20 protein-coding genes and 1 tRNA gene are annotated in these 19,850 nt (G+C 63.5%); 12 read left to right on the forward strand and 9 right to left on the reverse strand.

The genetic code is table 11. From position 1 onward, the window contains the following. Positions 1-140 precede the first annotated feature (140 nt). The 4 genes from upp to nudC are packed head-to-tail and all read left to right on the forward strand — an operon-like array spanning position 141 to position 4,009. The gene (upp, locus tag G471_RS0108775) at positions 141-773 is read left to right on the forward strand and encodes a uracil phosphoribosyltransferase (RefSeq protein WP_028995028.1); all 633 of its coding nucleotides are present in this window, start codon (positions 141-143) and stop codon (positions 771-773) included. Beyond that, positions 770-2,011: a uracil-xanthine permease family protein gene (locus tag G471_RS0108780; protein ID WP_028995029.1), complete on the forward strand. Its 1,242-nt coding sequence runs from the start codon at positions 770-772 to the stop codon at positions 2,009-2,011. Before upp ends, G471_RS0108780 begins: the two co-directional genes overlap by 4 nt. A 12-nt stretch (positions 2,012-2,023) precedes the next feature. Continuing rightward, a complete protein-coding gene (locus G471_RS0108785) occupies positions 2,024-3,235 on the forward strand; it encodes an MFS transporter (RefSeq protein WP_043421263.1) in 1,212 nt (403 codons plus the stop codon). A 15-nt stretch (positions 3,236-3,250) separates the two neighbouring features. Beyond that, a complete protein-coding gene (gene nudC / locus G471_RS17165; protein ID WP_043421265.1) occupies positions 3,251-4,009 on the forward strand; it encodes an NAD(+) diphosphatase in 759 nt (252 codons plus the stop codon). Here nudC and G471_RS0108795 read toward each other — a convergent pair. After that, complete coding sequence (locus tag G471_RS0108795) at positions 4,006-5,004, reverse strand: LysR family transcriptional regulator (RefSeq protein ID WP_028995031.1); 999 nt, start codon at positions 5,002-5,004, stop codon at positions 4,006-4,008. The genes nudC and G471_RS0108795 overlap by 4 nt on opposite strands. A gap of 125 nt (positions 5,005-5,129) precedes the next feature. Between G471_RS0108795 and G471_RS0108800 the strand changes: the two genes are divergently transcribed. After that, a complete protein-coding gene (locus G471_RS0108800) occupies positions 5,130-5,363 on the forward strand; it encodes a hypothetical protein (protein WP_157272471.1) in 234 nt (77 codons plus the stop codon). Between the two features lie 41 nt (positions 5,364-5,404). Here the strand turns inward: G471_RS0108800 and G471_RS0108805 are convergent, their stop codons facing one another. Continuing rightward, the gene (locus tag G471_RS0108805) at positions 5,405-8,101 is read right to left on the reverse strand and encodes a bifunctional acetate--CoA ligase family protein/GNAT family N-acetyltransferase (RefSeq protein ID WP_028995033.1); all 2,697 of its coding nucleotides are present in this window, start codon (positions 8,099-8,101) and stop codon (positions 5,405-5,407) included. A 113-nt stretch (positions 8,102-8,214) separates the two neighbouring features. Continuing rightward, complete coding sequence (locus tag G471_RS0108810; protein WP_028995034.1) at positions 8,215-8,622, reverse strand: OsmC family protein; 408 nt, start codon at positions 8,620-8,622, stop codon at positions 8,215-8,217. A 19-nt stretch (positions 8,623-8,641) separates the two neighbouring features. Here G471_RS0108810 and G471_RS0108815 point away from each other — a divergent pair, with 19 nt between their 5' ends. Then, positions 8,642-9,163, forward strand: coding sequence for a class I SAM-dependent methyltransferase (locus G471_RS0108815; protein ID WP_028995035.1), 522 nt, complete (start codon positions 8,642-8,644; stop codon positions 9,161-9,163). On the opposite strand, the gene G471_RS0108820 is transcribed toward G471_RS0108815, so the two are convergent. Beyond that, positions 9,156-9,758, reverse strand: a complete 603-nt coding sequence (locus G471_RS0108820; protein ID WP_028995036.1) for an arylesterase — start codon at positions 9,756-9,758, stop codon at positions 9,156-9,158. The genes G471_RS0108815 and G471_RS0108820 overlap by 8 nt on opposite strands. Between G471_RS0108820 and G471_RS0108825 the strand changes: the two genes are divergently transcribed. The 5 genes from G471_RS0108825 to G471_RS0108845 all read left to right on the forward strand — a co-directional run bounded on the left by G471_RS0108825 (position 9,757) and on the right by G471_RS0108845 (position 15,942). Continuing rightward, positions 9,757-10,422: an ABC transporter ATP-binding protein gene (locus G471_RS0108825; RefSeq protein WP_028995037.1), complete on the forward strand. Its 666-nt coding sequence runs from the start codon at positions 9,757-9,759 to the stop codon at positions 10,420-10,422. The genes G471_RS0108820 and G471_RS0108825 overlap by 2 nt on opposite strands. 372 nt (positions 10,423-10,794) lie before the next feature. After that, positions 10,795-12,408, forward strand: coding sequence for a PHA/PHB synthase family protein (locus G471_RS0108830; RefSeq protein WP_245580541.1), 1,614 nt, complete (start codon positions 10,795-10,797; stop codon positions 12,406-12,408). Between the two features lie 69 nt (positions 12,409-12,477). Further along, positions 12,478-13,791 (forward strand): ATP-binding protein, encoded by a 1,314-nt coding sequence (locus G471_RS17170; protein ID WP_051295386.1) that lies wholly within the window; start codon positions 12,478-12,480, stop codon positions 13,789-13,791. Further along, positions 13,788-15,335: an HD domain-containing phosphohydrolase gene (locus G471_RS17175; RefSeq protein ID WP_051295387.1), complete on the forward strand. Its 1,548-nt coding sequence runs from the start codon at positions 13,788-13,790 to the stop codon at positions 15,333-15,335. The genes G471_RS17170 and G471_RS17175 overlap by 4 nt, the downstream gene beginning before the upstream one ends. A 64-nt stretch (positions 15,336-15,399) precedes the next feature. Further along, a complete protein-coding gene (locus G471_RS0108845) occupies positions 15,400-15,942 on the forward strand; it encodes a phasin family protein (RefSeq protein WP_028995039.1) in 543 nt (180 codons plus the stop codon). A gap of 55 nt (positions 15,943-15,997) precedes the next feature. Here G471_RS0108845 and hpnE read toward each other — a convergent pair whose 3' ends face one another. From hpnE to hpnC, 3 genes are read right to left on the reverse strand one after another with little or no spacing between them, the layout of a single operon-like run. Further along, positions 15,998-17,203, reverse strand: a complete 1,206-nt coding sequence (hpnE, locus tag G471_RS0108850) for a hydroxysqualene dehydroxylase HpnE (protein WP_028995040.1) — start codon at positions 17,201-17,203, stop codon at positions 15,998-16,000. A gap of 4 nt (positions 17,204-17,207) precedes the next feature. Continuing rightward, complete coding sequence (gene hpnD, locus G471_RS0108855) at positions 17,208-18,041, reverse strand: presqualene diphosphate synthase HpnD (protein ID WP_028995041.1); 834 nt, start codon at positions 18,039-18,041, stop codon at positions 17,208-17,210. A gap of 4 nt (positions 18,042-18,045) precedes the next feature. Next, positions 18,046-18,855 (reverse strand): squalene synthase HpnC, encoded by an 810-nt coding sequence (hpnC, locus tag G471_RS0108860; protein ID WP_028995042.1) that lies wholly within the window; start codon positions 18,853-18,855, stop codon positions 18,046-18,048. A gap of 39 nt (positions 18,856-18,894) precedes the next feature. Between hpnC and G471_RS0108865 the strand changes: the two genes are divergently transcribed. Continuing rightward, positions 18,895-18,979 (forward strand) — tRNA-Leu (locus G471_RS0108865). 50 nt (positions 18,980-19,029) lie between these two features. Here G471_RS0108865 and G471_RS18690 read toward each other — a convergent pair. Next, positions 19,030-19,275 (reverse strand): hypothetical protein, encoded by a 246-nt coding sequence (locus G471_RS18690; RefSeq protein ID WP_081700178.1) that lies wholly within the window; start codon positions 19,273-19,275, stop codon positions 19,030-19,032. 11 nt (positions 19,276-19,286) lie between these two features. Beyond that, positions 19,287-19,838 carry a DUF3617 domain-containing protein gene (locus G471_RS17180; protein WP_043421269.1) on the reverse strand — a complete coding sequence of 184 codons (552 nt, stop codon included), beginning with the start codon at positions 19,836-19,838 and terminating at the stop codon, positions 19,287-19,289. Positions 19,839-19,850 lie beyond the last annotated feature (12 nt).

Consider the following 19,850-nt stretch of genomic DNA (forward strand, 5'->3'; position numbering starts at 1 on the left):
TTTGCCTTGCGTACGCCTGCCTGGTGGCCGGTGATAATTCGTTCGTCGGGAATCCGGATGGAAATTGCGCTTGGTCAACTGCGCGGTCGCCCCGAATCGATTAACCTTCCCCCTTTCTGCAAACGCACGCGAGGTAGTTCATGCCGGTGATCGAAGTCCGCCATCCCCTGGTCAAACACAAAATCGGACTGATGCGGGAAGGCGACATCAGTACCAAGAAATTCCGCGAGCTGACCGCCGAGTTGGCGCGCCTGCTGAGTTACGAAGCCTGCCGCGATTTCGAGCTTGAGCCCCGTCTTATCGAAGGCTGGTGCGGCGAGGTCGAAATCGAGCAGATCAAGGGCAAGAAGGTTACCGTGGTACCCATCCTGCGCGCCGGCATCGGCATGCTCGACGGCATCCTCGACCTGATCCCGAACGCCAAGGTCAGCGTTGTCGGCATTGCCCGCAATCATGAGACGCTGATGCCGGAGCCGTATTTCGAGCGCTTCGTCGGCCAACTCGACGAGCGCCTGGCGATGATCATCGACCCGATGCTGGCTACTGGCGGTTCGCTGATCGCCACCATCGACATGTTGAAGCGCAAGGGCTGCAAGCAGATCAAGGCGCTGGTGCTGGTTGCTGCACCGGAAGGCATCGCGGCGATGGAGAAAGCGCATCCCGACGTGCAGATTTACACCGCCGCCATCGACAGCCATCTCAACGAGCACGGCTACATCATCCCGGGCCTCGGCGATGCCGGCGACAAGATTTTCGGAACCAAGGAATCATGAGTCACACCCACGACCCCGTTTGGCGCACCGCCCTGTCCGGCGCGCAAATCCTCTTCGTCGCCTTCGGCGCGACCGTCCTCGTGCCGCTGCTTACCGGCCTCAACCCGAGCCTGGCGCTGCTCGGCGCCGGCGTCGGCACGCTGATCTTCCAGCTATGCACCAAGCGCCAGGTGCCGATCTACCTGGGCTCCAGCTTTGCCTTCATCGCGCCGGTGATCTATTCGGTGCAGACCTGGGGCATGAACGCCACGCTCGGCGCGCTCGCCGCCGCCAGCTTCTTCTATTACGTCGCCGCGGCGCTGGTCAAATGGCGTGGCGTCGGCCTGATCCACAAGCTGCTGCCGCCGGTGGTGATCGGCCCGGTGGTCATGGTCATCGGCCTCGGTCTGGCCCAGGTTGCGGTCAGCATGGCCACTGGCAAGGCCGGCGATGCCCAGGTCGTGCCCTACGAAACGGCCATCGCCATCGCCGCCATCTCGCTGCTGGCGACCATGCTCACTGCCATCCGCGCGCGCGGCCTGCTCAAGCTGGTGCCGATTTTGGTCGGTGTCGCCGTCGGCTACACCGTCTCGCTGTTCGTCGGTATCGTCGATTTCAGCAAGGTCACGGCGGCGGCGTGGATTGCCGTGCCCGAGTTCGGCACGCCGGAATTCAACCTGGCGGCGATCCTGTTCATGATCCCGGTGGCGATTGCGCCCATCGTCGAGCACGTCGGCGGCATCCTCGCCATCGGCTCGGTGGCCGGCAAGGACTATACCGAAAGCCCGGGCCTGCACCGCACGCTGTTCGGCGACGGCCTGGCGGTCAACGTCGTCGGCCTGTTCGGCGGCCCGCCGGTGACCACCTACGGCGAGGTGACCGGCGCCGTCATGCTGACCAAGAACTACAACCCGGTGGTGATGACCTGGGCTGCCGGCTTCGCCATCCTTATGGCCTTCGTCGGCAAGTTCGGCGCGCTGTTGCAGACCATCCCGATGCCGGTGATGGGCGGCATCATGGTGCTGCTGTTCGGCTCGATTGCCGGCATCGGCCTGAAGACGCTGCTCGACGCCAAGGTGAACCTGACCAGCGCGCGCAACCTGTGCATCGTCTCGGTAACCCTGGTCACCGGCATCGGCGGCCTGGGCGTGACCATCGGCAGCTTCTCGCTGCAGGGCATCAGCCTGTGCGGCGTGCTGGCGGTGCTGCTCAACCTGTTGCTGCCGGCCGAGCCGACGGAGTCAGACAAGGTGCGTTGATCTGCATCCCTGATGACTACCGAGCTTTCCCCACGCGTCGAGCGTTTCTTTCTGGTGACCCTGGCTGGCATCCAGTTCAGCCATGTGCTCGATTTCATGATCATGATGCCGCTCGGCCCGATCCTGATGACCGCTTTCGGCATTGATACGCACGAGTTCGGCTTGCTGGTCGCGTCCTACAGTTTCAGTGCGGCGGTTTCCGGGGTGCTGGCAGCGACCTTCGTCGATCGCTTCGAGCGCAAGCGGCTGTTGCTGGTGGTCGTGGCGCTGTTCGCGCTGGCGACGCTGGCCTGTGCGCTGGCCCCGGGGTATTCGACGCTGCTGCTGGCGCGGGGGATGGCCGGGGTGTTCGGCGGGGTGATGGGGGCATTGATCCACACCATGATCGGCGATGCGATTCCGTTCTCACGCCGGGCGCGGGCCAGCGGCATCGTGGCCAGCGCCTTTTCGCTGTCGACCATTGCCGGCGTACCGCTGTCGCTGTGGCTGGCCAATCATCTGGGCTGGCGCGCGCCGTTCGCGTTGATCGCATTACTGGGCGTTGTCTTCATGCTGGTCGGCCTGCGTTTCCTGCCGGAACTGCGGCATCACCTTGCTGAGGAAAAGCGCGCACATCTGCTCTCCGATACCTTCAGTGTGCTTGCCGATGGCAACCACCTGCGCGCCTTGCTGTTTTCCGCGCTGATCATCTTTTCCGGTTTCACGGTGATTCCGTACATCACGATTTACGCGGTAGGCAACGTCGGCATCGCCCAGGCGGACATTCCCATCGTCTACCTGGTCGGCGGCTTCGCCACCTTCATCAGCGCCCGGCTGATCGGGCGCTGGGCTGACCATCACGGCAAGGTCGAGATCTATCGCCGGGTCGGCCTGCTGGCAATGGTGCCGCTGCTGGTGCTGACGCATGTCGGTGTGCTGCCGCTGTGGGGCTGGCTGATCTGTTCGACCAGCTTCTTCGTGTTGCTGTCAGGGCGGATGATCCCGGCGATGGCGATCATCGCCTCAGCGGCGCAGCCGAAACTGCGTGGCACCTTCATGTCGCTCAACGGTACCGTGCAGTCCCTGGCGATGGGGCTGGCGACGACGCTGGCCGGTTTCCTGGTCAATATGGACGATAGCGGTCGCATGGTCGGCTATCCGCTGGTCGGCTACGTTGCCGTGGTCGCCAACCTGGCGGCGATCTGGTGCGCCTCACGCATCGTCATGCACGGCCGTAACGCCTGACTTTCCGGAGCCATCATGGACAAGACGACTTACTGGATATTGCGTTGCGAGCATCGCTTGCTGTTCCTGGCCGATGGCGCACAGTTCCCGGTGGGCCATGCTGCCGATTTCGGCAATCCGGAGCGGGCGCTGATCGTCAGCGAATCGCCGGAATGTCGCCATGTTGCGGTCGACGTCGCCGAATTCCCGAAAATACCCGGCGCCGAACCGGTTTCCGTGCGCGCCATCTTCACCCTGGCCGGTCCGGAAATTTTCGCGCTCGCCGGTCGGGCGACGCAACTGCTCGACTGGCAGGCCAATCACCGTTATTGCGGCCGTTGCGGCACGCCAACCGAAATCGTGGCGGACGAGCCGGCGATGCGCTGTCCGGCCTGTGGCCTATTGGCTTATCCACGTCTGTCGCCGGCGGTGATGGTGCTGGTGCGCGATGGCGAGAGGCTGCTGCTGGCACGCAGTCCGCATTTCAAGCCGGGCGTGTACAGCGCGCTGGCCGGGTTCGTCGAGCCGGGCGAGACGCTGGAGCAATGCGCGGTGCGCGAAGTGTGCGAGGAGGTCGGCGTCGAGATCGCCAACCTGCGCTATTTCTCCAGTCAGCCCTGGCCGTTTCCCAATTCGCTGATGATCGCGTTCTTCGCCGATTACGCCGGCGGGACGATCACGCCGCAGCCCGGTGAAATCGAGGATGCCGGCTGGTACCTGCCGGCTGAACTGCCGCTGCTGCCCGATCCGGTGAGTATTGCGCGGCGCCTGATCGACGCGGCGCTGGCGACTTAAACCGCGTCGTCGTCGCGGTGCGTGCGCATCGCGGCAAAACATTCCTGCCAGTAATCCAGACAAGCACGAACCTTGGGCAGGCGATGGCGTTCCTGCAGCATCACCGCGTACACGGGGATGCGTTCGCGGTCGGTGTAGTCGGCGAGTACCTGGCACAGTTGCCCGCGCCGGACCAGCGGCGAGACCAATAATTCGTTGAGGCGGGCGATGCCGATGCCTTCGAGCGCCAGGGCGAGGACGATGGAAGTGCTGTCGGCGCGGGTGTGGCCCTTGACCAGCAGGATGTCGGTCCGGTTGCTACGGGCCAGCCGTTTGTCCTTGTTGGCCGACTGCCAGACGGCGGCGGTGCTGTCCCATTCGCTGCTGTCCTGCGTCGATTTCCTGAATGGCCAGCGATTCAGAGACTGGCTGGCGCTGTTGGCAATCAGCCGGTGTTTTGCCAGATCGGCCGGGGTCGCCGGTGTGCCGAACTTGTCCAGATAGCTGGGGGCGGCGTAGAGGCTGCGGCCATGTTCGCCAATTTTCCGGATGACCAGGCTTTCGGCGTTGTCGACGCCGGCGCGGATGGCGATGTCGATGCCGTCGCGAGCCAGATCGGAAACCCGGTCGTCGGCCAGGATGTCGATCTGCAGCCCCGGGTGGCGCGCGTACAGCCCAGGCAGGCTGGGGACGATGACCATCTGGGCGAGGATGGGGCTGATGCAGATGCGGACCAGTCCGCTCGGCCCGGCCAGCTTGCCGCTCAACTCGCTGTCCATTTCGGCGGCGATGTCGAGCATGCGCCGGGCGTGGGCGAGGAAGGTGTCGCCTTCATCGGTCAGCGACAGGCCGTGCGTGCTGCGATGCAGGAGGCGGACGCCGAGTGCGGCCTCCATGCGGGCGATGGCGCGCGATACCTGGCTGACCGGCTCGTTGCGCTCGCGCGCTGCCGCCGAAAGCGTACCGAGTTCGGCAACGCGGACGAAGAGGGCGGCGTCGGTCAGGTTCAGTTGCATGCCTGGCAGTATGAACGGGAATTTATTGTTTTGCAAAAACTGCAATAGCAATCTGCATTTTCGGCGGTTTCCGATATTCGGTTGTAGCAATAAAGTGCGAACCGTTACTTGTGAAGGAGATTGCCATGAGCCAGATCGACCGCCCGGGGGCGCTGCCCCTTGCCGCGCGCGATGCCGAACGGCGGGGTCGCCGCTACGAGCAGGCCGTCGAGCGCGCCGAGGCAATGCGGCGTGCCGAGATCAAGGTGGCGCAGGATAGGCTGATTGCTTTGACTGTTGCGCTGTTGGTCCGCGTGTTGCGGCGTGCAACAGGATATTTGCGAGACTGCCGAGGCAGTCTCGCTCGCCCTGCCGCATGAACACGCGCCGGTGAAAGCGCGCGCTTCGTTTGCGGTCGGTGTCAGCCGGTCAGCGGCTTGACCACGCGCTTGACGGCGGTGTCGTCGGGGTGCGGGTGGATGGTGAAGCCGAGGCTGGTCATCAGGCGGAACATCTTGCTGTTGGTCGACAGTACGTCGCCGACCACGGCGCGGTAGCCCTTGCTGCGGGCGCAGTCGATCAGCGCCGTCATCAGCTTGCGGCCGACACCGCACTTCTGCCAGTCGTCGCCGACGGCCAGCGCGAACTCGACCGATTCGCCGTCCGGATTGAGCACATAGCGGGCCACGCCGATCTGGTGTTCCTTGCCGGTTTCGGCGTTGGGCAGCGTTGCGACCAGCGCCATTTCCCGGTCGTAGTCGATCTGCGTGAAGCGGACCAGCATGGTCTGGGTCAGTTCGCGCAGGGTGTCCATGAAGCGGTAGTAGCGCGATTCGTCGGACATGGCCTTGACGAATTCCTGCTCCATGTCGGCATCTTCGGGGCGGATCGGGCGGATGGTGACGACCTTGCCGTCGTTCATCGTCCAGTCCTGGATCAGGTGCACCGGGTAGGGATAGATCGCCATGTGCGCGTAGCGGTCGCCGCTGCTGTTGGCCGCATGGTCGATGACGATGCGGGCGTCGGCAGCGATGGCGCCGTGCTCGTCGACGATCAGCGGATTGAGGTCCATTTCGATGATCCACGGCAGTTCGCAGACCATTTCCGAGATGCACAGCAGGACTTCCTTGAGCGCTTCACGGTCGACCGGCGGCATGTTGTGGAACTGGTCGAGCACCTTGGAGGTGCGCGTCGAGTCGATCAGGTCCTTGGCCAGGAACTTGTTCAGCGGCGGCAGCGCGACCGAACGGTCGGAGAAGATTTCATTGTCGAAACCGCCGGCGCCGAAGGTGATCACCGGCCCGAAGATCGGGTCACGCAGCACGCCGATCATGATTTCGCGGCCGTGCGGGCGGGACAGGAAGGGTTCGATCGAGACGCCGTTGATCTTGGCGGTCGGATTGCGCTTCTGCACCGTGTCGATGATGTCGTGATAGGCGTTGCGTACCGCCGGTGCGTTCTGGATGTTGAGGCGGACGCCGCCGGCGTCGGACTTGTGCGGCAGGTCGGGCGAATCGACCTTCATCGCCACCGGGAAGCCGATCTGTTCGGCCAGCAGCAGGGCTTCGGTGGCGGTGCGGGCGACCATGGTCTGGGCGACCGGCACCTTGAAGGCGCGCAGGATGGCCTTCGATTCCATTTCCGAGAGCACCTTGCGCCGTTCGGCGAGCAGGGCCTCGATCAGCATCTTGGCGCCTTCGGCTTCCGGCCGGCCGTGCTGGCGGGTCGGTTCCGGCGTTTGCAGCAGCAACTTCTGATTGCTGTAGTACTTGGAAATGTGGTGGAACAGTTCGATTGCCGTTTCCGGCATGCGGAAGGCCGGGATGCCCGAGTCTTCGAGCAGCTTGCGCGCTTCGGAAACCTGGGATTCACCCATCCAGCAGCAGATGATGCGGCGGTTGAGCTTGTCGGAAATCGAGATGATCGCCTGGGCCACGCCCATCGGGTCGGTCATCGCCTGCGGCGAGAGCATGACCAGGGTGCTGTCGACGTTCGGATCCTGCGAGATCGATAGCAGGGCGTCGCGGTAACGTTCTGGGGTCGCGTCGCCGCCGATGTCGATCGGGTTGCTGTGCGACCAGCTGGCCGGCAGCACCTTGTTCAGGTTGCCGATGGTTTCCGCGGCCAGCTCGGCCAGCGGAATGCCGAGGTCGCCCGCACGGTCGGCCGCCATGGCGCCCGGACCGCCACCATTGGTGATGATCGCCAGACGGGCGCCTTGCGGACGGAACTTGGAGGCGAGTGCCTTGGCCGCGTAGAACAGCTGGCCGACGTTCTTGACGCGGACGACGCCGGCACGGCGCACGGCGGCGTCGAAGACGGTATCGGAAACGGCGGCCATGCCCGAATGCAGGCGGGCGGCGTGCGAACCGGCTTCGTGACGGCCGGCCTTGAGCAGGATGATCGGCTTGATCCGCGCCGCCGAACGCAACGCGCTCATGAAGCGGCGGGCGTGGCGGATGCCTTCGACGTACATCAGGATGTAATGGGTGCGGCTGTCGTAGATCAGGTAATCGAGGATTTCACCGAAATCGACGTCGGCGGTCATGCCCAGCGAGATGACCGACGAGAAACCGACCTGGTTGGCCTGCGCCCAGTCGAGCACTGCCGAACACATGGCGCCGGACTGCGAGACCAGGGCCAGGTTGCCGGGCGCGGCGGAAGCGCGGGTGAAGGTGGCGTTGAGGCCGAGTTCGGGGCGGATGATGCCCAGGCAGTTGGGGCCGAGCACGCGCACGTTGTAGGAACGGGCGATTTCCATCACCTTGCGTTCGAGCGCGGCGCCGATGTGGCCGGCTTCGGAGAAACCCGAGGCGATGACGATGACGTTGCGCACGCCGCTGCGGCCGCACTGTTCGATGATCTGCGGTACCGTCTGCGGGCGGGTGGCGATGACCGCCATCTCGACGCGGGCGCCGATTTCCTCAATCGACTTGTAGGCCGGCTGGCCCTGGATCGTCTCGTGTTTCGGGTTGATCGCGTACAGACGGCCCTTGTAGCCCGAGCCGAGAATGTTCTTGAAGATGACGTTGCCGACGGAGTTTTCGCGATCCGAGGCGCCGATCACGGCGACCGACTTCGGTTCGAAAAGTGCGGTCAGATAGTGCTGTTCCAACATGCTGGCTCTCTTTTCAGGCTATTGTTTTTACGGGGATTGTGCAGTGCAATATTTTCTCATACTCGAGTGCGCAATACCATGCAAAAAATGCGGGTATTGCCCTCGGGTTTCACCTAATCGACAAGTTCGCAATCGAGCTGGAAAGACTGCGACAAGGCCCGGTGAACCGGGCATTTGTTGGCGATTTCGAGCAGACGCTGCCGTTGTTCCGGCGTCAGGTCGCCTTCCAGCGTGATGCGGCGCTCGATGCAGTCACGCATTGTGCCGTCGACCTCGACCTTGTGGTGCGACAGTTCGACGTGAACCTTGCGCAGCGCCAGTTCCTTGCGTTCGGCGTACATGCGCAGGGTCATCGAGGTGCAGGCGCCGAGCCCGGCCATGACGAAATCGAAGGGCGCCGGTCCGGCGTCGCTGCCGCCCATGCTGGCCGGTTCGTCGGCAATCAGGCGGTGCTGGCCGGCGATGACTTCCTGCTGGTATCTTCCCTGTCCGTTTTCCCTGACGACAACCGTTCCCGACATGACGCGCTCCGTGAATGAAATGACTCAAATCATACGCCCATCCGGCTGGATCGAACGTTACAGTTCGTGCTTGCCGGACACCGGTCGAATCCTCGACCTGGCCTGCGGTAGCGGGCGTCATGCCCGATTTCTGGCAGGGCAGGGCCGGCAGGTCCTGGCGGTCGATCGCGATGCGTCGGCGCTGGCGGCGTTGAACGACATCGCCGGCATCGAAACCCGTTGCCTCGATCTCGAAGGCGACGTCTGGCCGCTGGCGGGTGAAACATTCGCTGGCATCGTCGTCACCAACTACCTGTGGCGACCACGGCTGCCGGAACTGCTCGGTCAACTGGCGGGCGGCGGCGTGCTCCTCTACGAAACCTTCATGCTTGGCAACGAAGCCTGGGGCAAGCCGTCGAACCCCGATTTCCTGCTGCGCCCGGGCGAACTGCGCACCGTCGCGGCGGCGGCCGGGCTGGCAGAAATCGCCTGGTTCGAGGGCTATGCCGGCGAGCCGAAACCCTGCGTGCGCCAGGCCATCGTCGCCCGCCGGCCTACCTGAGCAGCGGCCGTAGCGCCGGCCAGACGTGCTCCAGCAGCAGCGGCTGGGCGTCGGCAGTCGGGTGCAGGCGGTCGGCCTGGAACAGTTCCGGGCGGGTCGCCACCGGTTCGAGCAGGAAGGGCAGGTAGGCGGTTTTTTCCGCCTTGGCGATGTCGCCGAAGCGCTGGAAGAACTGATCGGCGTACGGCCCGTAATTCGGCGGCAGACGCATGCCGGCGAGCAGCACGCGGGCACCGGATTTTCTGGCGGCGACGATCATCGTCTCCTGGTTGTTTTCCATCTGCTTCAAGGGCAGGCCGCGCAGGCCGTCGTTGGCGCCCAGCGCCAGGATGACCACCGCCGGTTGGTGCGCCTGAAGCGCGGCAGCAAAGCGGGCGCGGCCGCCGGCGCTGGTTTCGCCGGAGATCGACAGGTTGGCGACGCTATAATCGAGGCGCAATTCGCGCAGGCGCTCCTGCAGCAGCGACGGCCAGGCCTGCTGCGGACGGATACCGTAGCCGGCGGACAGCGAGTCGCCCATGACCAGGATGGTTTTGGCGGCCAGGGCTGGCGGCGCGAAGACCAGCAGCGATAACAGGAACAGGAAAGCACGCATGACGGAAAAACCGGTAGTTGAAGTGGTGGGTCTGGGCAAGACCGTCGATAACGGCGGCGAGCCCTTGACGATTCTGCAGGATATTTCCTTTTCGGTCATGCCGGGCGAGACGGTAGCCATCGTCGGCGCTTCCGGTTCGGGAAAATCCACGCTACTCGGACTACTCGCCGGCCTCGATGTTCCCACGGCCGGCGAAATCCGCCTCGATGGCGTGTCGCTGGCCGCGCTCGACGAAGATGCGCGCGCGCTCGCCCGGGGCCGGCTGCTCGGTTTCGTCTTCCAGTCCTTCCAGCTGTTGCCGGCGCTGACCGCGCTGGAAAACGTCATGCTGCCGCTTGAACTGGCCGGCCGCAAGGATGCAGCGGCGCTGGCACGCGACTGGCTGGAGCGCGTCGGTCTAGGTCATCGCCTCAAGCATTACCCGAAGCATCTTTCCGGCGGCGAGCAGCAACGCGTCGCCTTGGCCCGCGCCTTCTCGCCAGCGCCGCGGCTGGTGCTGGCCGACGAACCGACCGGCAACCTCGACGCGGTGACCGGTAAGCAGATCATCGAACTGATGTTCGACCTCAATACCCGGCAGGGCACGACCTTGATTCTGGTAACCCACGACGAAGCAATTGCAGCACGCTGTGGCCGTGTGTTGCGGATTCAATCCGTTGCTTGAAATTGGCGATCCGGGTTGGCTGTTTTGACGCCACCTTGGGGCACGCGATGCCCGTCTGCACGCTCGCCAGGGGACTGCTGTCGCAAGATTGAAACGCTTTTGTAGCAAGCTGGCAGGGTAGCTTCCGGAGGGCTGCGTAAAAAACGCTTACGCTTCATTGTCCGGGGGGCGCTTGCGATACTTGCCAGGGAGCACAGCATGAGTCATCTTGACCGCCGCCACCGTAAAGGCATTTCAGGGCTGCCGGAAATCCCGGCGCCAAAGCCGTTGCCTGATACGGCTCAGATCCATCGGCAGTTGCGTCAGGCCAGGGAGAAGTTGCTGGCCCAGTTTGATCCGTTCGGGATCGGGGTGCCGATCGCGCATGCGCAGATGGCATGGATGCTCCACCCACAGGAACTGGCTGAGCGCCTCTTCCGCCTGTCTACGGATCTCCTCGAATTGCAGGCGCATAGCGTCAAGCGTTCCCTGGGGCTACCGAGCGTCGATCCGGTACTGCCGCAGGCCGATGATGCCCGTTTTGTCGATCCGGTATGGACGGAGTCCGCCAGTTGGGATCTGGTCAAGGAATGGTATCTGGCCTTCACGCACCATATTCAGGACATCCTGTACGAAACCCCCGCACTGTCCGATCGTGAGCGTCGGCGGGCGGCATTCTGGTGGCGGAAGTGGCTGAATGCCGTGGCGCCGACGAACTACCTGTGGTCGAACCCGGTTGCCTTGCAGAAGCTTGTCGAGACGCGCGGCGAGAGCCTGTGGCGAGGTGTTGAGAACATGATGGAGGATGTGCTCTCCGGCAATGTCCGCATGACCAATCCTGATGATTTCAAGGTCGGCGAGAATCTGGCGACAACGCCTGGCGCAGTTGTCTTTCGCAATCACCTGCTTGAGGTGATCCATTACGCACCGAGAAGCGAGCGGGTCGGTGCCGAGCCTCTGGTCATCGTGACGCCGTGGATCAACAAGTATTACATCCTCGATCTGACCGCCAGGAAAAGCATGGTGCGTTACCTGCTCGATCAGGGGGTCGATGTTTTCATCACGAGCTGGAAGAATCCGGACGCTTCGATGCGGGACCTGGCCTTCGACGATTATCTCGTCGAAGGCATCGACCGGATCGTGCAGCTTGCCCGGGAATTCACCGGCCAGTCACGCGTCCATGCGGTGGGCTACTGTATTGGCGGGACGGCACTGGCAAGCTACATGGCCTGGGCCAACCGCAGGTATCCGCCGGAGCAGATGCCGGTTGCCGACTGGACACTGTTTACGACCCTGGTGGACTTTCACAAGCCTGGTGACATCGAAGTTTTCATCGATCCGGGAAGCATTGACCACCTCACCGAGCAGATGGCACGCAAAGGCTATCTCGATGGCAAGGAGATGGCGGCATCGTTCCGCTTGTTGCGTTCGAACAGCCTGGTCTGGCATTACATCGTCAAGGGCTGGCTGTATGGCGAAGCACCGGCAGCGTTCGACGTGCTTTACTGGAACATGGATTCAACCCGCATGCCCTACGCCATGCATGCCTGGTATCTCCGCGAGCTTTACCTGCATAACCGGCTCATCCAGCCGGGAAGCCTGACAGTGGCCGGGCAGCCGATCGATCTCGGCATCATTCGCCAGGCGCTCTACGCGGTGGCCGCCGAAGACGATCATATTGCCCCCTGGCAACAGGCTTTCCGCACCCTGCATCATGTCAGTGGCGACAAGCGTTTCGTCCTGACGACCTCGGGCCATATCCTGGGTATTGTCAATCCACCGGTAAGACCGGCAAAGCGCGCCTACTGGGCCGGGCCGGCACACCGCAAGGCGGATTCCCCGCGCGCCTGGCAGGCGAATGTCAAGCAGCATGCCGGAAGTTGGTGGGAAGACTGGATGCACTGGCTGAAGCCCCGCTTGGGCGAGTCTGTCCCGGCCCGACCGGCGGCCACCGCCGAATTTCCTTCGTTGGCGGCAGCGCCTGGAACCTATGTCCACGAGCACTGACCCGATGCGGGTCGCCGGGGGGTGATCAGTATCATGGGCAACGCGATGGCAGCGCATTCCGGGGGAGCGATGGCGTATCAGGAGACCGGTACGCCAGCGCCTGATGCCGGCCCTGTTCTGGATATTGACAGCGCTATTGGCGAGTTGCCGTGTCACGCCTGCTCGGTCGACCTGGCTGCGCCCGGACACGATATCGACGAAAGCCTGCGCAACAACCCGGAGTTGCCAGGGTGCATCGTCACCGACGGTAGCGATGTCGTCGGCGTGGTGTCCCGTCAGCGCTGGCTGGAAGAGTTGTCGCAGCCATTTCGTGCCGAGTTGTACCTGAATCATCCCGTGGCCAGGGCGGTTGTTTCCTTGTCCGCACCCTGGCTCTGTCTGGCCTCGGCAACGCTCGTCCATGATGCCGTCAGGCAGGCTCTGGCCCGTCCAAGGAAGTTGCTGTTCGAGCCGCTGATGGTGGACTTTCCCGATGGACAGCATCGCTTGCTCGATACCTATGTCCTGTTGATGGCGCAATCGGAGATTTTTGCCCGTGCCCGCGAACGCTCGGAAGCGCTGCGTCGCGATGTCGAATCCTATGCCCAGCAGCTGGAAAGAACCGTCGCCGATTTGCGTGCGACGCAGGACAGCCTGGTCGAAGCTCGTCGCCTGGCGGCGCTTGCCCGTCTGGTGGCCGGCATGGCGCACGAAATCAATACGCCGGTCGGCATTGCGCTGACGGCAGTAACTCACCTTGAAGCCGGCCTGGCACAGTTGCAAGCCAGCGTGGCCGAAGGCCATCTGCGGCGTTCCGAGATGACACGCTTTCTGGAGATGGCCGGGGAAAGCGTATTGCTGGCCCGCAGCAATGTGCAGCGGACGGCTGAACTGATCAGGAGCTTCAAGCGTGTTGCGGTGGATCAGACGAGCGAAGTGCGCCGTCGTTTCAATCTGGCCGATTATCTTGGCGAAGTGCTGCACAGCCTGCGTCCCGTGCTCAAGCGGCAAACCCATCAGGTCCGGGTGGACTGTCCGCCGGACATCGTCCTCGACAGTTATCCCGGGGCACTGGCCCAGATTTTCACCAACCTGACGATGAATGCGCTCGAGCACGCCTTTCCCGAGAACCGTCCCGGGACGATCTCGATCGCTTGCAGTCGTTCGGACAGCCACTTGCACATGGTTTTTTCCGATGATGGTGTAGGTATCTCCGAGAGCGACCAGGTGCATCTGTTCGAGCCATTTTTCACCACACGCGGTCATGCCGGTGGGTCCGGCCTCGGCCTGCACATCGTGTTCAATCTGGTGACCGGGATACTCAAGGGAACGGTCGCCTGTCAAAGCCAGCCTGGTCTGGGCACAAGTTTCGTCATCGATTTGCCACTGGAGGTGCCCCAATGATTGATGACCCGGATAGCGATGAAGATTTCCTGATCGATGAAGATGACGGGCCCGTTCCGCAATGTGCTGCCAGGGCCGCCTGGAAACTGCTCGTGGTCGATGACGAGCCGGATGTGTTCGCGATAACAAAGATCGTTCTGGCTGATTTCTCGTTTGCCGGTGCGGCGCTGGAAATCATTCCGGCATATTCGCGAAGCGAGGCAGAGGCCTATCTGCTGCAGCATGACGATGTGGCCGTATTGCTCCTCGATGTCGTCATGGAAGAAACGGACGCGGGCCTGCGTCTGGTCGAGTTCGTCCGCGTCACCCTCGGCAACAAGCTGGTTCGTATCGTGCTGCGCACCGGGCAGCCAGGCTATGCCCCGGAAAAGGAGGTGATTCTTCGCTATGACATCAACGATTACAAGGAGAAGACGGAACTGACGACCCAGAAATTGTTCACGACCGTCGTCGCATCGTTGCGGGCGTACCAGCACCTGCTCGATCTTGAGCGTCAGCGTGCCGGTCTGGCACAGATTGTTCACGCCAACCAGGGGCTGGCCCGTCATCAGGAACTGGATGAATTCGGCAAGGGGGCGCTGGCGTTCATGGTTGCCTTGCTGAACGCCGGTGGCGGCGAACTGAGGCGTCGCGAAGGGCAGGGCAGCACGGCGCTGGCGCACCAGGGCGATTTGCCGGAATCGGCCATTGATGCCATCGACGCCTGGGACGGGCTGACCTTGCGCTGGGTGGATGGCCTGGTCCTGGCCCCCATCCCGTCGCGTACGGATTCGCCGGTTTTCGTCTGCCTCGGTGGTGTTTCCAGTGTGGATGACGGTGATCGAGTATTGTTCGGCATTCTTGCGGAAGCTGTTGGCGCCGGCTGGGATTCGGTTCTCCTGCTCGGGCGTCTGCAGGATGCGCAGAAAGCCATTGTCTATGCGCTGGCGCGCATGGCGGAATTTCGGGACGCCGGAACGGGTGAGCATGTCCGCCGGGTTGAGCGGATGGTCCGGGCAATGGCACTCAAGTTGCGCGTCCATGACGATTACGCCTGCCTGCGTGATGAAGCCTTTGTCGAGCAACTCGTTCTGGCTTCGGTTCTCCACGATGTTGGCAAAGTGGGGGTGCCAGATGCAATCCTCAACAAACCCGGGGCGCTCGATGGTGGTGAGAAGCGCCAGATGCAGGCGCATGTGGCGATCGGTGCCGAGATTCTGGCTGAGGCAGCAGGCATGGTGCCAGGGATGAACTACATTGCCTTGGCTGCGGAAATCGCTGCCAACCACCACGAAAGTGCCGATGGCAGCGGCTATCCAGGCCGCAAGACCCTTGATCAGATACCGGTTTCGGCACGGATCGTGAGTGTTGCCGACGTGTACGACGCGCTCGTCTCGAAGCGTCCCTACAAGGAAGGCTGGCCTCGGGAAAAGGCCATCGCCTGGTTACGCGAGATGGCCGGGCAACGGTTCGATCCCCGTGCCGTTGAAGCATTGGCCGCTGTAATCGGGGAGTCCAGCTTCCCCACTGAAGGGCAGCATCGCTCGGAGGCAGTGAATTGCTGAAATACGGGTGTAAAGGTCGAGGTTTAGGCTGAAGTTCCCGATAATTTCATTTCCAGGATCAAGTATGTTGAACGCAGAAAAAGTCGTCAGCGCCCACAAGGCACAACTTGCCGCTCTTCACGAAATGACCGGAAAGGCCCTGGATGTCGTCGAGAAGATTGCCCAGTTGAACCTCGACACAGCCCGCAATCATCTTCAGGCTCATGACGAGCATGTGAAAACCCTGATGAGTGCCAAGGATCTGAAAAGTCTGGCCAAGCTGAATGAAGAACTGCTCCAGAAAATTGCCGGAAAAACCGCAAACTACAGCCAGGAGTTGTTCAAGCTTGCTTCAGGCATGGGCAGCGAATTCGGCGAGCTGGTCCAGTCGCAGATGAAAGACGCGCAAAAGGAATTCTTCTCGGCGGTGGAAGTGACGGTGAACTCGCTGCCGGAGAACGCTGCATCGGTTAAGGATGCGATCAAATCGGCAATGGCACAGGCAGCCACGGCGATGGAGTCGGTCCAGAAAGCCGTGCAGGAAGCACAGGATACCGGCAGCGCGCAGTTGAGCAGCATGGTTGAAGGTACGACCAAGAGCGCAAAGTCGAGAAAATCCACCGCTTAAGTCGACCGATTGAGCGTGCCAGAAAACCGCCGAACCTCGGCGGTTTTTGCATGGTTCATCGAGCGCGGATCGCCCTTGCCGCGCGCAGGCCGCTCCTGACCGCGCCTTCAAGCGTTGCCGGGTAGTCGGCCCAGGTGTAGTCGCCGGCCAGGACGAGGCGTGAGTCGGCGGTGATGTGGGCGGGGCGCGCCAGTTGCGGTCGGCTGCAGAAGGTCGCCCGTTTTTCCCGGATCACCTGGCGCCAGTCGGCCGGGCCGAGGCCGAGCGCGGCTTCGATTTCCGCTGCCAGCGCTTCGTCGGACAGGGCTTCCCAGTCGCCGTGGCCGCTGATCGCACAGCCGAACAGGCCGTTGCCGCGGTCGACCGCCCAGGCGCCGGTGGTGCCGCCGAGGTGCAGGAGCGGGAAGGGCAGTTGGGTATTTGCGGCAAATTGCAGGTAGACCGTGGCAATCGGCTCGTAATCGAAGCGGGCGTCGATTTCCGGCAACAGCGCGCCGATGTGCTGCGGGGCGACGGCGACAATGACCGCATCGTAGGCCTCGCCGTCGACGCAGGTATCGTTGATGCTGCGCACCCGGTGGCCGAAGCGCAGCGTCGCGCCGTTTGCCGTGAGCCAGTGGCAGGCCGGTTCCGGCAGCAGTTCGCCGAAGGGCACGCGCGGCAGCAGCAGGTCGGTGTCGGCGCGGCACGGGCTGCCCAGGCTGTCGCGCAGGACGTTCGCAAACAATTGCGCCGACGCGCGTTCGACCGGGGTGTTGAGCGCGGCCAGGCAGAGCGGCTCCCACAATTTCTTACGCAGGACGCCGGTCTGGCCGGCGGCGTCGAGCCAGTCGGCGACGCTTTCGTCGCGCCTCAGGCGAAAGCCGCGCCATTTGACGCGCTGCATCCAGAGCGCGGTTTTCAGCTTTTCCGGCAGGTCGACCGTGGCCGCCGTGAGCAACCCCCAGGCGACGTTGAACGGCGCCGGCCAGCGCGGCAGCGCCAGGCGGAAACCGTCGCGGTCGACGACCTGCAATGGGCGACGGTCGAACAGCGCGTCCGGGTCGGCGCCGACGCTGCGCATGAGCGCCAGCGTCTCGCGGTAAGCGCCGAGCAGCAGGTGCTGGCCGTTGTCGAGCGTGCGCCCGTCGATGTTGACCGAACGCCCGCGACCGCCGGCGACGCGGCCGGCTTCGTAGAGGGTGACGGCGGCGCCGCGCCGGGTCAGGTCGACGGCGGCGGCGAGCCCGGCCCAGCCGGCGCCGACGACGGCGACCTTCATCCGTTCAGCCCTTGATCCAGGTCTTCGCCGCCAGCCACAGCTTGCGCGTCGCCGGCAGCGAGATGCGCTGGTGCAGCACCTGGAAGTTCTCGCCGCGGATTTCTTCGAGCAGGGTGCGGTAGATCGCCGCCATGATCAGGCCGGGGCGCTGGTTCTTGCGGTCGACCGCCGGCAGCAGGGCGAATGCCTGTTCGTAGTAGCGCTGCGCGCGTTCGTACTGGAACTGCATCAGCGCCGTGAAATTGTCCGAATATTTGCCGTTGAGGATGTCGGCGGCGGGCACGTTGAACTGCTTGAGTTCGTCCATCGGCAGGTAGATGCGGCCGCGCCGCGCGTCCTCGCCGACGTCGCGGATGATGTTGGTGAGCTGGAAGGCCATGCCCAGGTCGTGCGCGTACTTCTGCGTCTGCCGGTCCTGGTAGCCGAAGATTTCGGCGGCGAGCAGGCCGACGACGCTGGCGACGCGGTAGCAATAGAGCGACAGCCCCTTGAAGTCGAGATAGCGCGACTGCTGCAGGTCCATCTCCATGCCGTCGATGATTTCCAGCAACTGCTCGCTCGGCAGGTTGATGCCGGGGGCGACCGCCTGCAGCGCCAGGCCGACCGGGTGGGTGGCTTGTTTCTCGGCGACGCGCTGCACCTCCATCCGCCACCAGACCAGCTTGGTCGAGGCGAGCGAAAGGTCGGAGCATTCGTCGACGACGTCGTCGACCTCGCGGCAGAAGGCGTACAGCGCCATGATCGCCTGGCGGCGCTCGGGCGGCAGGAAAAGGAAGCTGTAGTAGAAGGAGGAGCCGCTCTTGGCGCACTTCTCCTGGCAGTATTGGTCGGGGCTCATGGGCTCACATTCTAATGGAACGGGCGAGCAGCACGAACCAGTCGGCCTTGCCCAGCTTGGGCCGATGCCGGAAGACGTCGCCGCGCACGCGTGCTATGCGCTCCAGGATGCGCAGGCCGCCTTGCACGGTGAGGCGGATTTCCCAGCCGATCCGCCCGGGCAGCGCATGGACCAGCGGCGCGCCGCGCAGCATCAGCGCACGTGCCCGGTCGACCTGGAAATCGATCAGTTTTTCCCAGCCATCGCCGCAGCGGCCGGCGGCGATGTCGTCCTCGCCGACGCCGAAGCCCTGCATCTCGACCTGCGGCAGGTAGATCCGGTCCTTCTGCCAGTCGATGGCGATGTCCTGCCAGAAGTTGATCAACTGCAGCGCGGTGCAGATGCAGTCGGACTGCATCAACTGCGTCTCTCCGGTGCGCTTGAACAAGGCCAGCACCAGCCGGCCGACCGGGTTGGCCGAGCGCCGGCAGTAATCGACCAGCTCCGGGTAGTCGGCGTAGCGCGTCTTGACCACGTCCTGGGCGAAGGCGTCGAGCAGGTCGCGAAAGAGCTGGACGGGCAGGGCGTGGGCGGCGATGACTTCGGCCAGGTCGACGAACAGCGGTGTCTGCGGCGTGTTGCCGGCGGCGATGCGGTCGAGTTCGGCCTGGTAGGCGGCAAGCTCGGCCAGGCGCTGCTCGGGCGTAGCGTCGCCCTCGTCGGCAATGTCGTCGGCGCTGCGCGCGAAGCGGTAAATCACCTCGATCGGTCGGCGCAGCGGCGCCGGCACCAGGATCGAGGCGACGGGAAAGTTTTCGTAATGGTCGACTGGCATGGGCGTTATTCGTGCTCGGTGTTAGAATGCGCCCCGCCTGCCCAGGTGGCGAAATTGGTAGACGCACCAGATTTAGGTTCTGGCGTAGCAATACGTGGGGGTTCGAGTCCCTTCCTGGGCACCATAGGAATCAATGGCTTGGCGTTTCCGGCGATTTTCTGGAAAGGCCGAATGCTACCCGTTTTTCCCGGGTGGCGCAGGGTCTGTCTCCGCTCCTCGGGCCAGTGCCAGCCAGCGCAGCCAGTGACCGCAGGCCGAGCGGGCACGGCGTTCGGCGCCGTGCCAGCCACCGCCGTTGCAAAGTCCTGTTACCGTTTCCGACTCGACGCACACAATATCCGGGCTGTCGCCGCCCTGACGCGGACCGGTCCAGCGCTCGCAACTGGCGCAGCGTTTGCGGTCGACGGCCTGGATCACCATGCTTTGCCGTTTCAGCGGGGGGCTTGCTGGCCTTTCATCAGTTCGCGCATCTGCGGATTTTTCATCATCTCCTGCATGTTGTACTTGCCCATTCCGGGCATGATCATGTCGCCGGCTTTCTGGCCCGGTTGGCAGGGGCCAAGCCAGCGCGCCTCCTGGACCATCTTCATTTCTTTCATGCCGTCCCGCGGCGGATTGAAGCGGGTGACCATGTCGCTGCGGTAACTGCGATTGAAGTCGCCGGTGATCTCGGCATCGGTTGTCGCCGTTGTGCCCCCATCCCGGCAGACCATGTGTATGGTCATCTTGCCGGCGCCCGGCTTGATCTGCATGACCGGGCAATCCGGCTTGCCGCCGGGGCCGGAAGCATCGTTCATCACATTGTCGCTGTTCTGGTCGATGCACATCTGCATCGGCCCCTGGCCAGGCATGCCGGCAGGCATGCCGGACATCTGCGTGCGGATTTCCCAAAGGCCCGACTTGCGCTTGGGCACGTCGGCGGCTGCGGCGGTCGAGGCAATGCAAGCGGCGAGCAGACTGAGGGCGATACGGGAGGTTTTCATGGCGGCGTCTCC

The sequence above is a fragment of the Azonexus hydrophilus DSM 23864 genome (assembly GCF_000429605.1).
Lineage (GTDB): Bacteria > Pseudomonadota > Gammaproteobacteria > Burkholderiales > Rhodocyclaceae > Azonexus > Azonexus hydrophilus.

Coding starts and splice junctions, on each gene's coding strand:
- upp (WP_028995028.1), top strand. CDS start 141: ATGCCGGTGATCGAAGTCCGCCATCCCCTGGTCAAACACAAAATCGGA.
- G471_RS0108780 (WP_028995029.1), top strand. CDS start 770: ATGAGTCACACCCACGACCCCGTTTGGCGCACCGCCCTGTCCGGCGCG.
- G471_RS0108785 (WP_043421263.1), top strand. CDS start 2,024: ATGACTACCGAGCTTTCCCCACGCGTCGAGCGTTTCTTTCTGGTGACC.
- nudC (WP_043421265.1), top strand. CDS start 3,251: ATGGACAAGACGACTTACTGGATATTGCGTTGCGAGCATCGCTTGCTG.
- G471_RS0108795 (WP_028995031.1), bottom strand. CDS start 5,004: ATGCAACTGAACCTGACCGACGCCGCCCTCTTCGTCCGCGTTGCCGAA.
- G471_RS0108800 (WP_157272471.1), top strand. CDS start 5,130: ATGAGCCAGATCGACCGCCCGGGGGCGCTGCCCCTTGCCGCGCGCGAT.
- G471_RS0108805 (WP_028995033.1), bottom strand. CDS start 8,101: ATGTTGGAACAGCACTATCTGACCGCACTTTTCGAACCGAAGTCGGTC.
- G471_RS0108810 (WP_028995034.1), bottom strand. CDS start 8,622: ATGTCGGGAACGGTTGTCGTCAGGGAAAACGGACAGGGAAGATACCAG.
- G471_RS0108815 (WP_028995035.1), top strand. CDS start 8,642: ATGACTCAAATCATACGCCCATCCGGCTGGATCGAACGTTACAGTTCG.
- G471_RS0108825 (WP_028995037.1), top strand. CDS start 9,757: ATGACGGAAAAACCGGTAGTTGAAGTGGTGGGTCTGGGCAAGACCGTC.
- G471_RS0108820 (WP_028995036.1), bottom strand. CDS start 9,758: ATGCGTGCTTTCCTGTTCCTGTTATCGCTGCTGGTCTTCGCGCCGCCA.
- G471_RS0108830 (WP_245580541.1), top strand. CDS start 10,795: ATGGCATGGATGCTCCACCCACAGGAACTGGCTGAGCGCCTCTTCCGC.
- G471_RS17170 (WP_051295386.1), top strand. CDS start 12,478: ATGGCGTATCAGGAGACCGGTACGCCAGCGCCTGATGCCGGCCCTGTT.
- G471_RS17175 (WP_051295387.1), top strand. CDS start 13,788: ATGATTGATGACCCGGATAGCGATGAAGATTTCCTGATCGATGAAGAT.
- G471_RS0108845 (WP_028995039.1), top strand. CDS start 15,400: ATGTTGAACGCAGAAAAAGTCGTCAGCGCCCACAAGGCACAACTTGCC.
- hpnE (WP_028995040.1), bottom strand. CDS start 17,203: ATGAAGGTCGCCGTCGTCGGCGCCGGCTGGGCCGGGCTCGCCGCCGCC.
- hpnD (WP_028995041.1), bottom strand. CDS start 18,041: ATGAGCCCCGACCAATACTGCCAGGAGAAGTGCGCCAAGAGCGGCTCC.
- hpnC (WP_028995042.1), bottom strand. CDS start 18,855: ATGCCAGTCGACCATTACGAAAACTTTCCCGTCGCCTCGATCCTGGTG.
- G471_RS18690 (WP_081700178.1), bottom strand. CDS start 19,275: ATGGTGATCCAGGCCGTCGACCGCAAACGCTGCGCCAGTTGCGAGCGC.
- G471_RS17180 (WP_043421269.1), bottom strand. CDS start 19,838: ATGAAAACCTCCCGTATCGCCCTCAGTCTGCTCGCCGCTTGCATTGCC.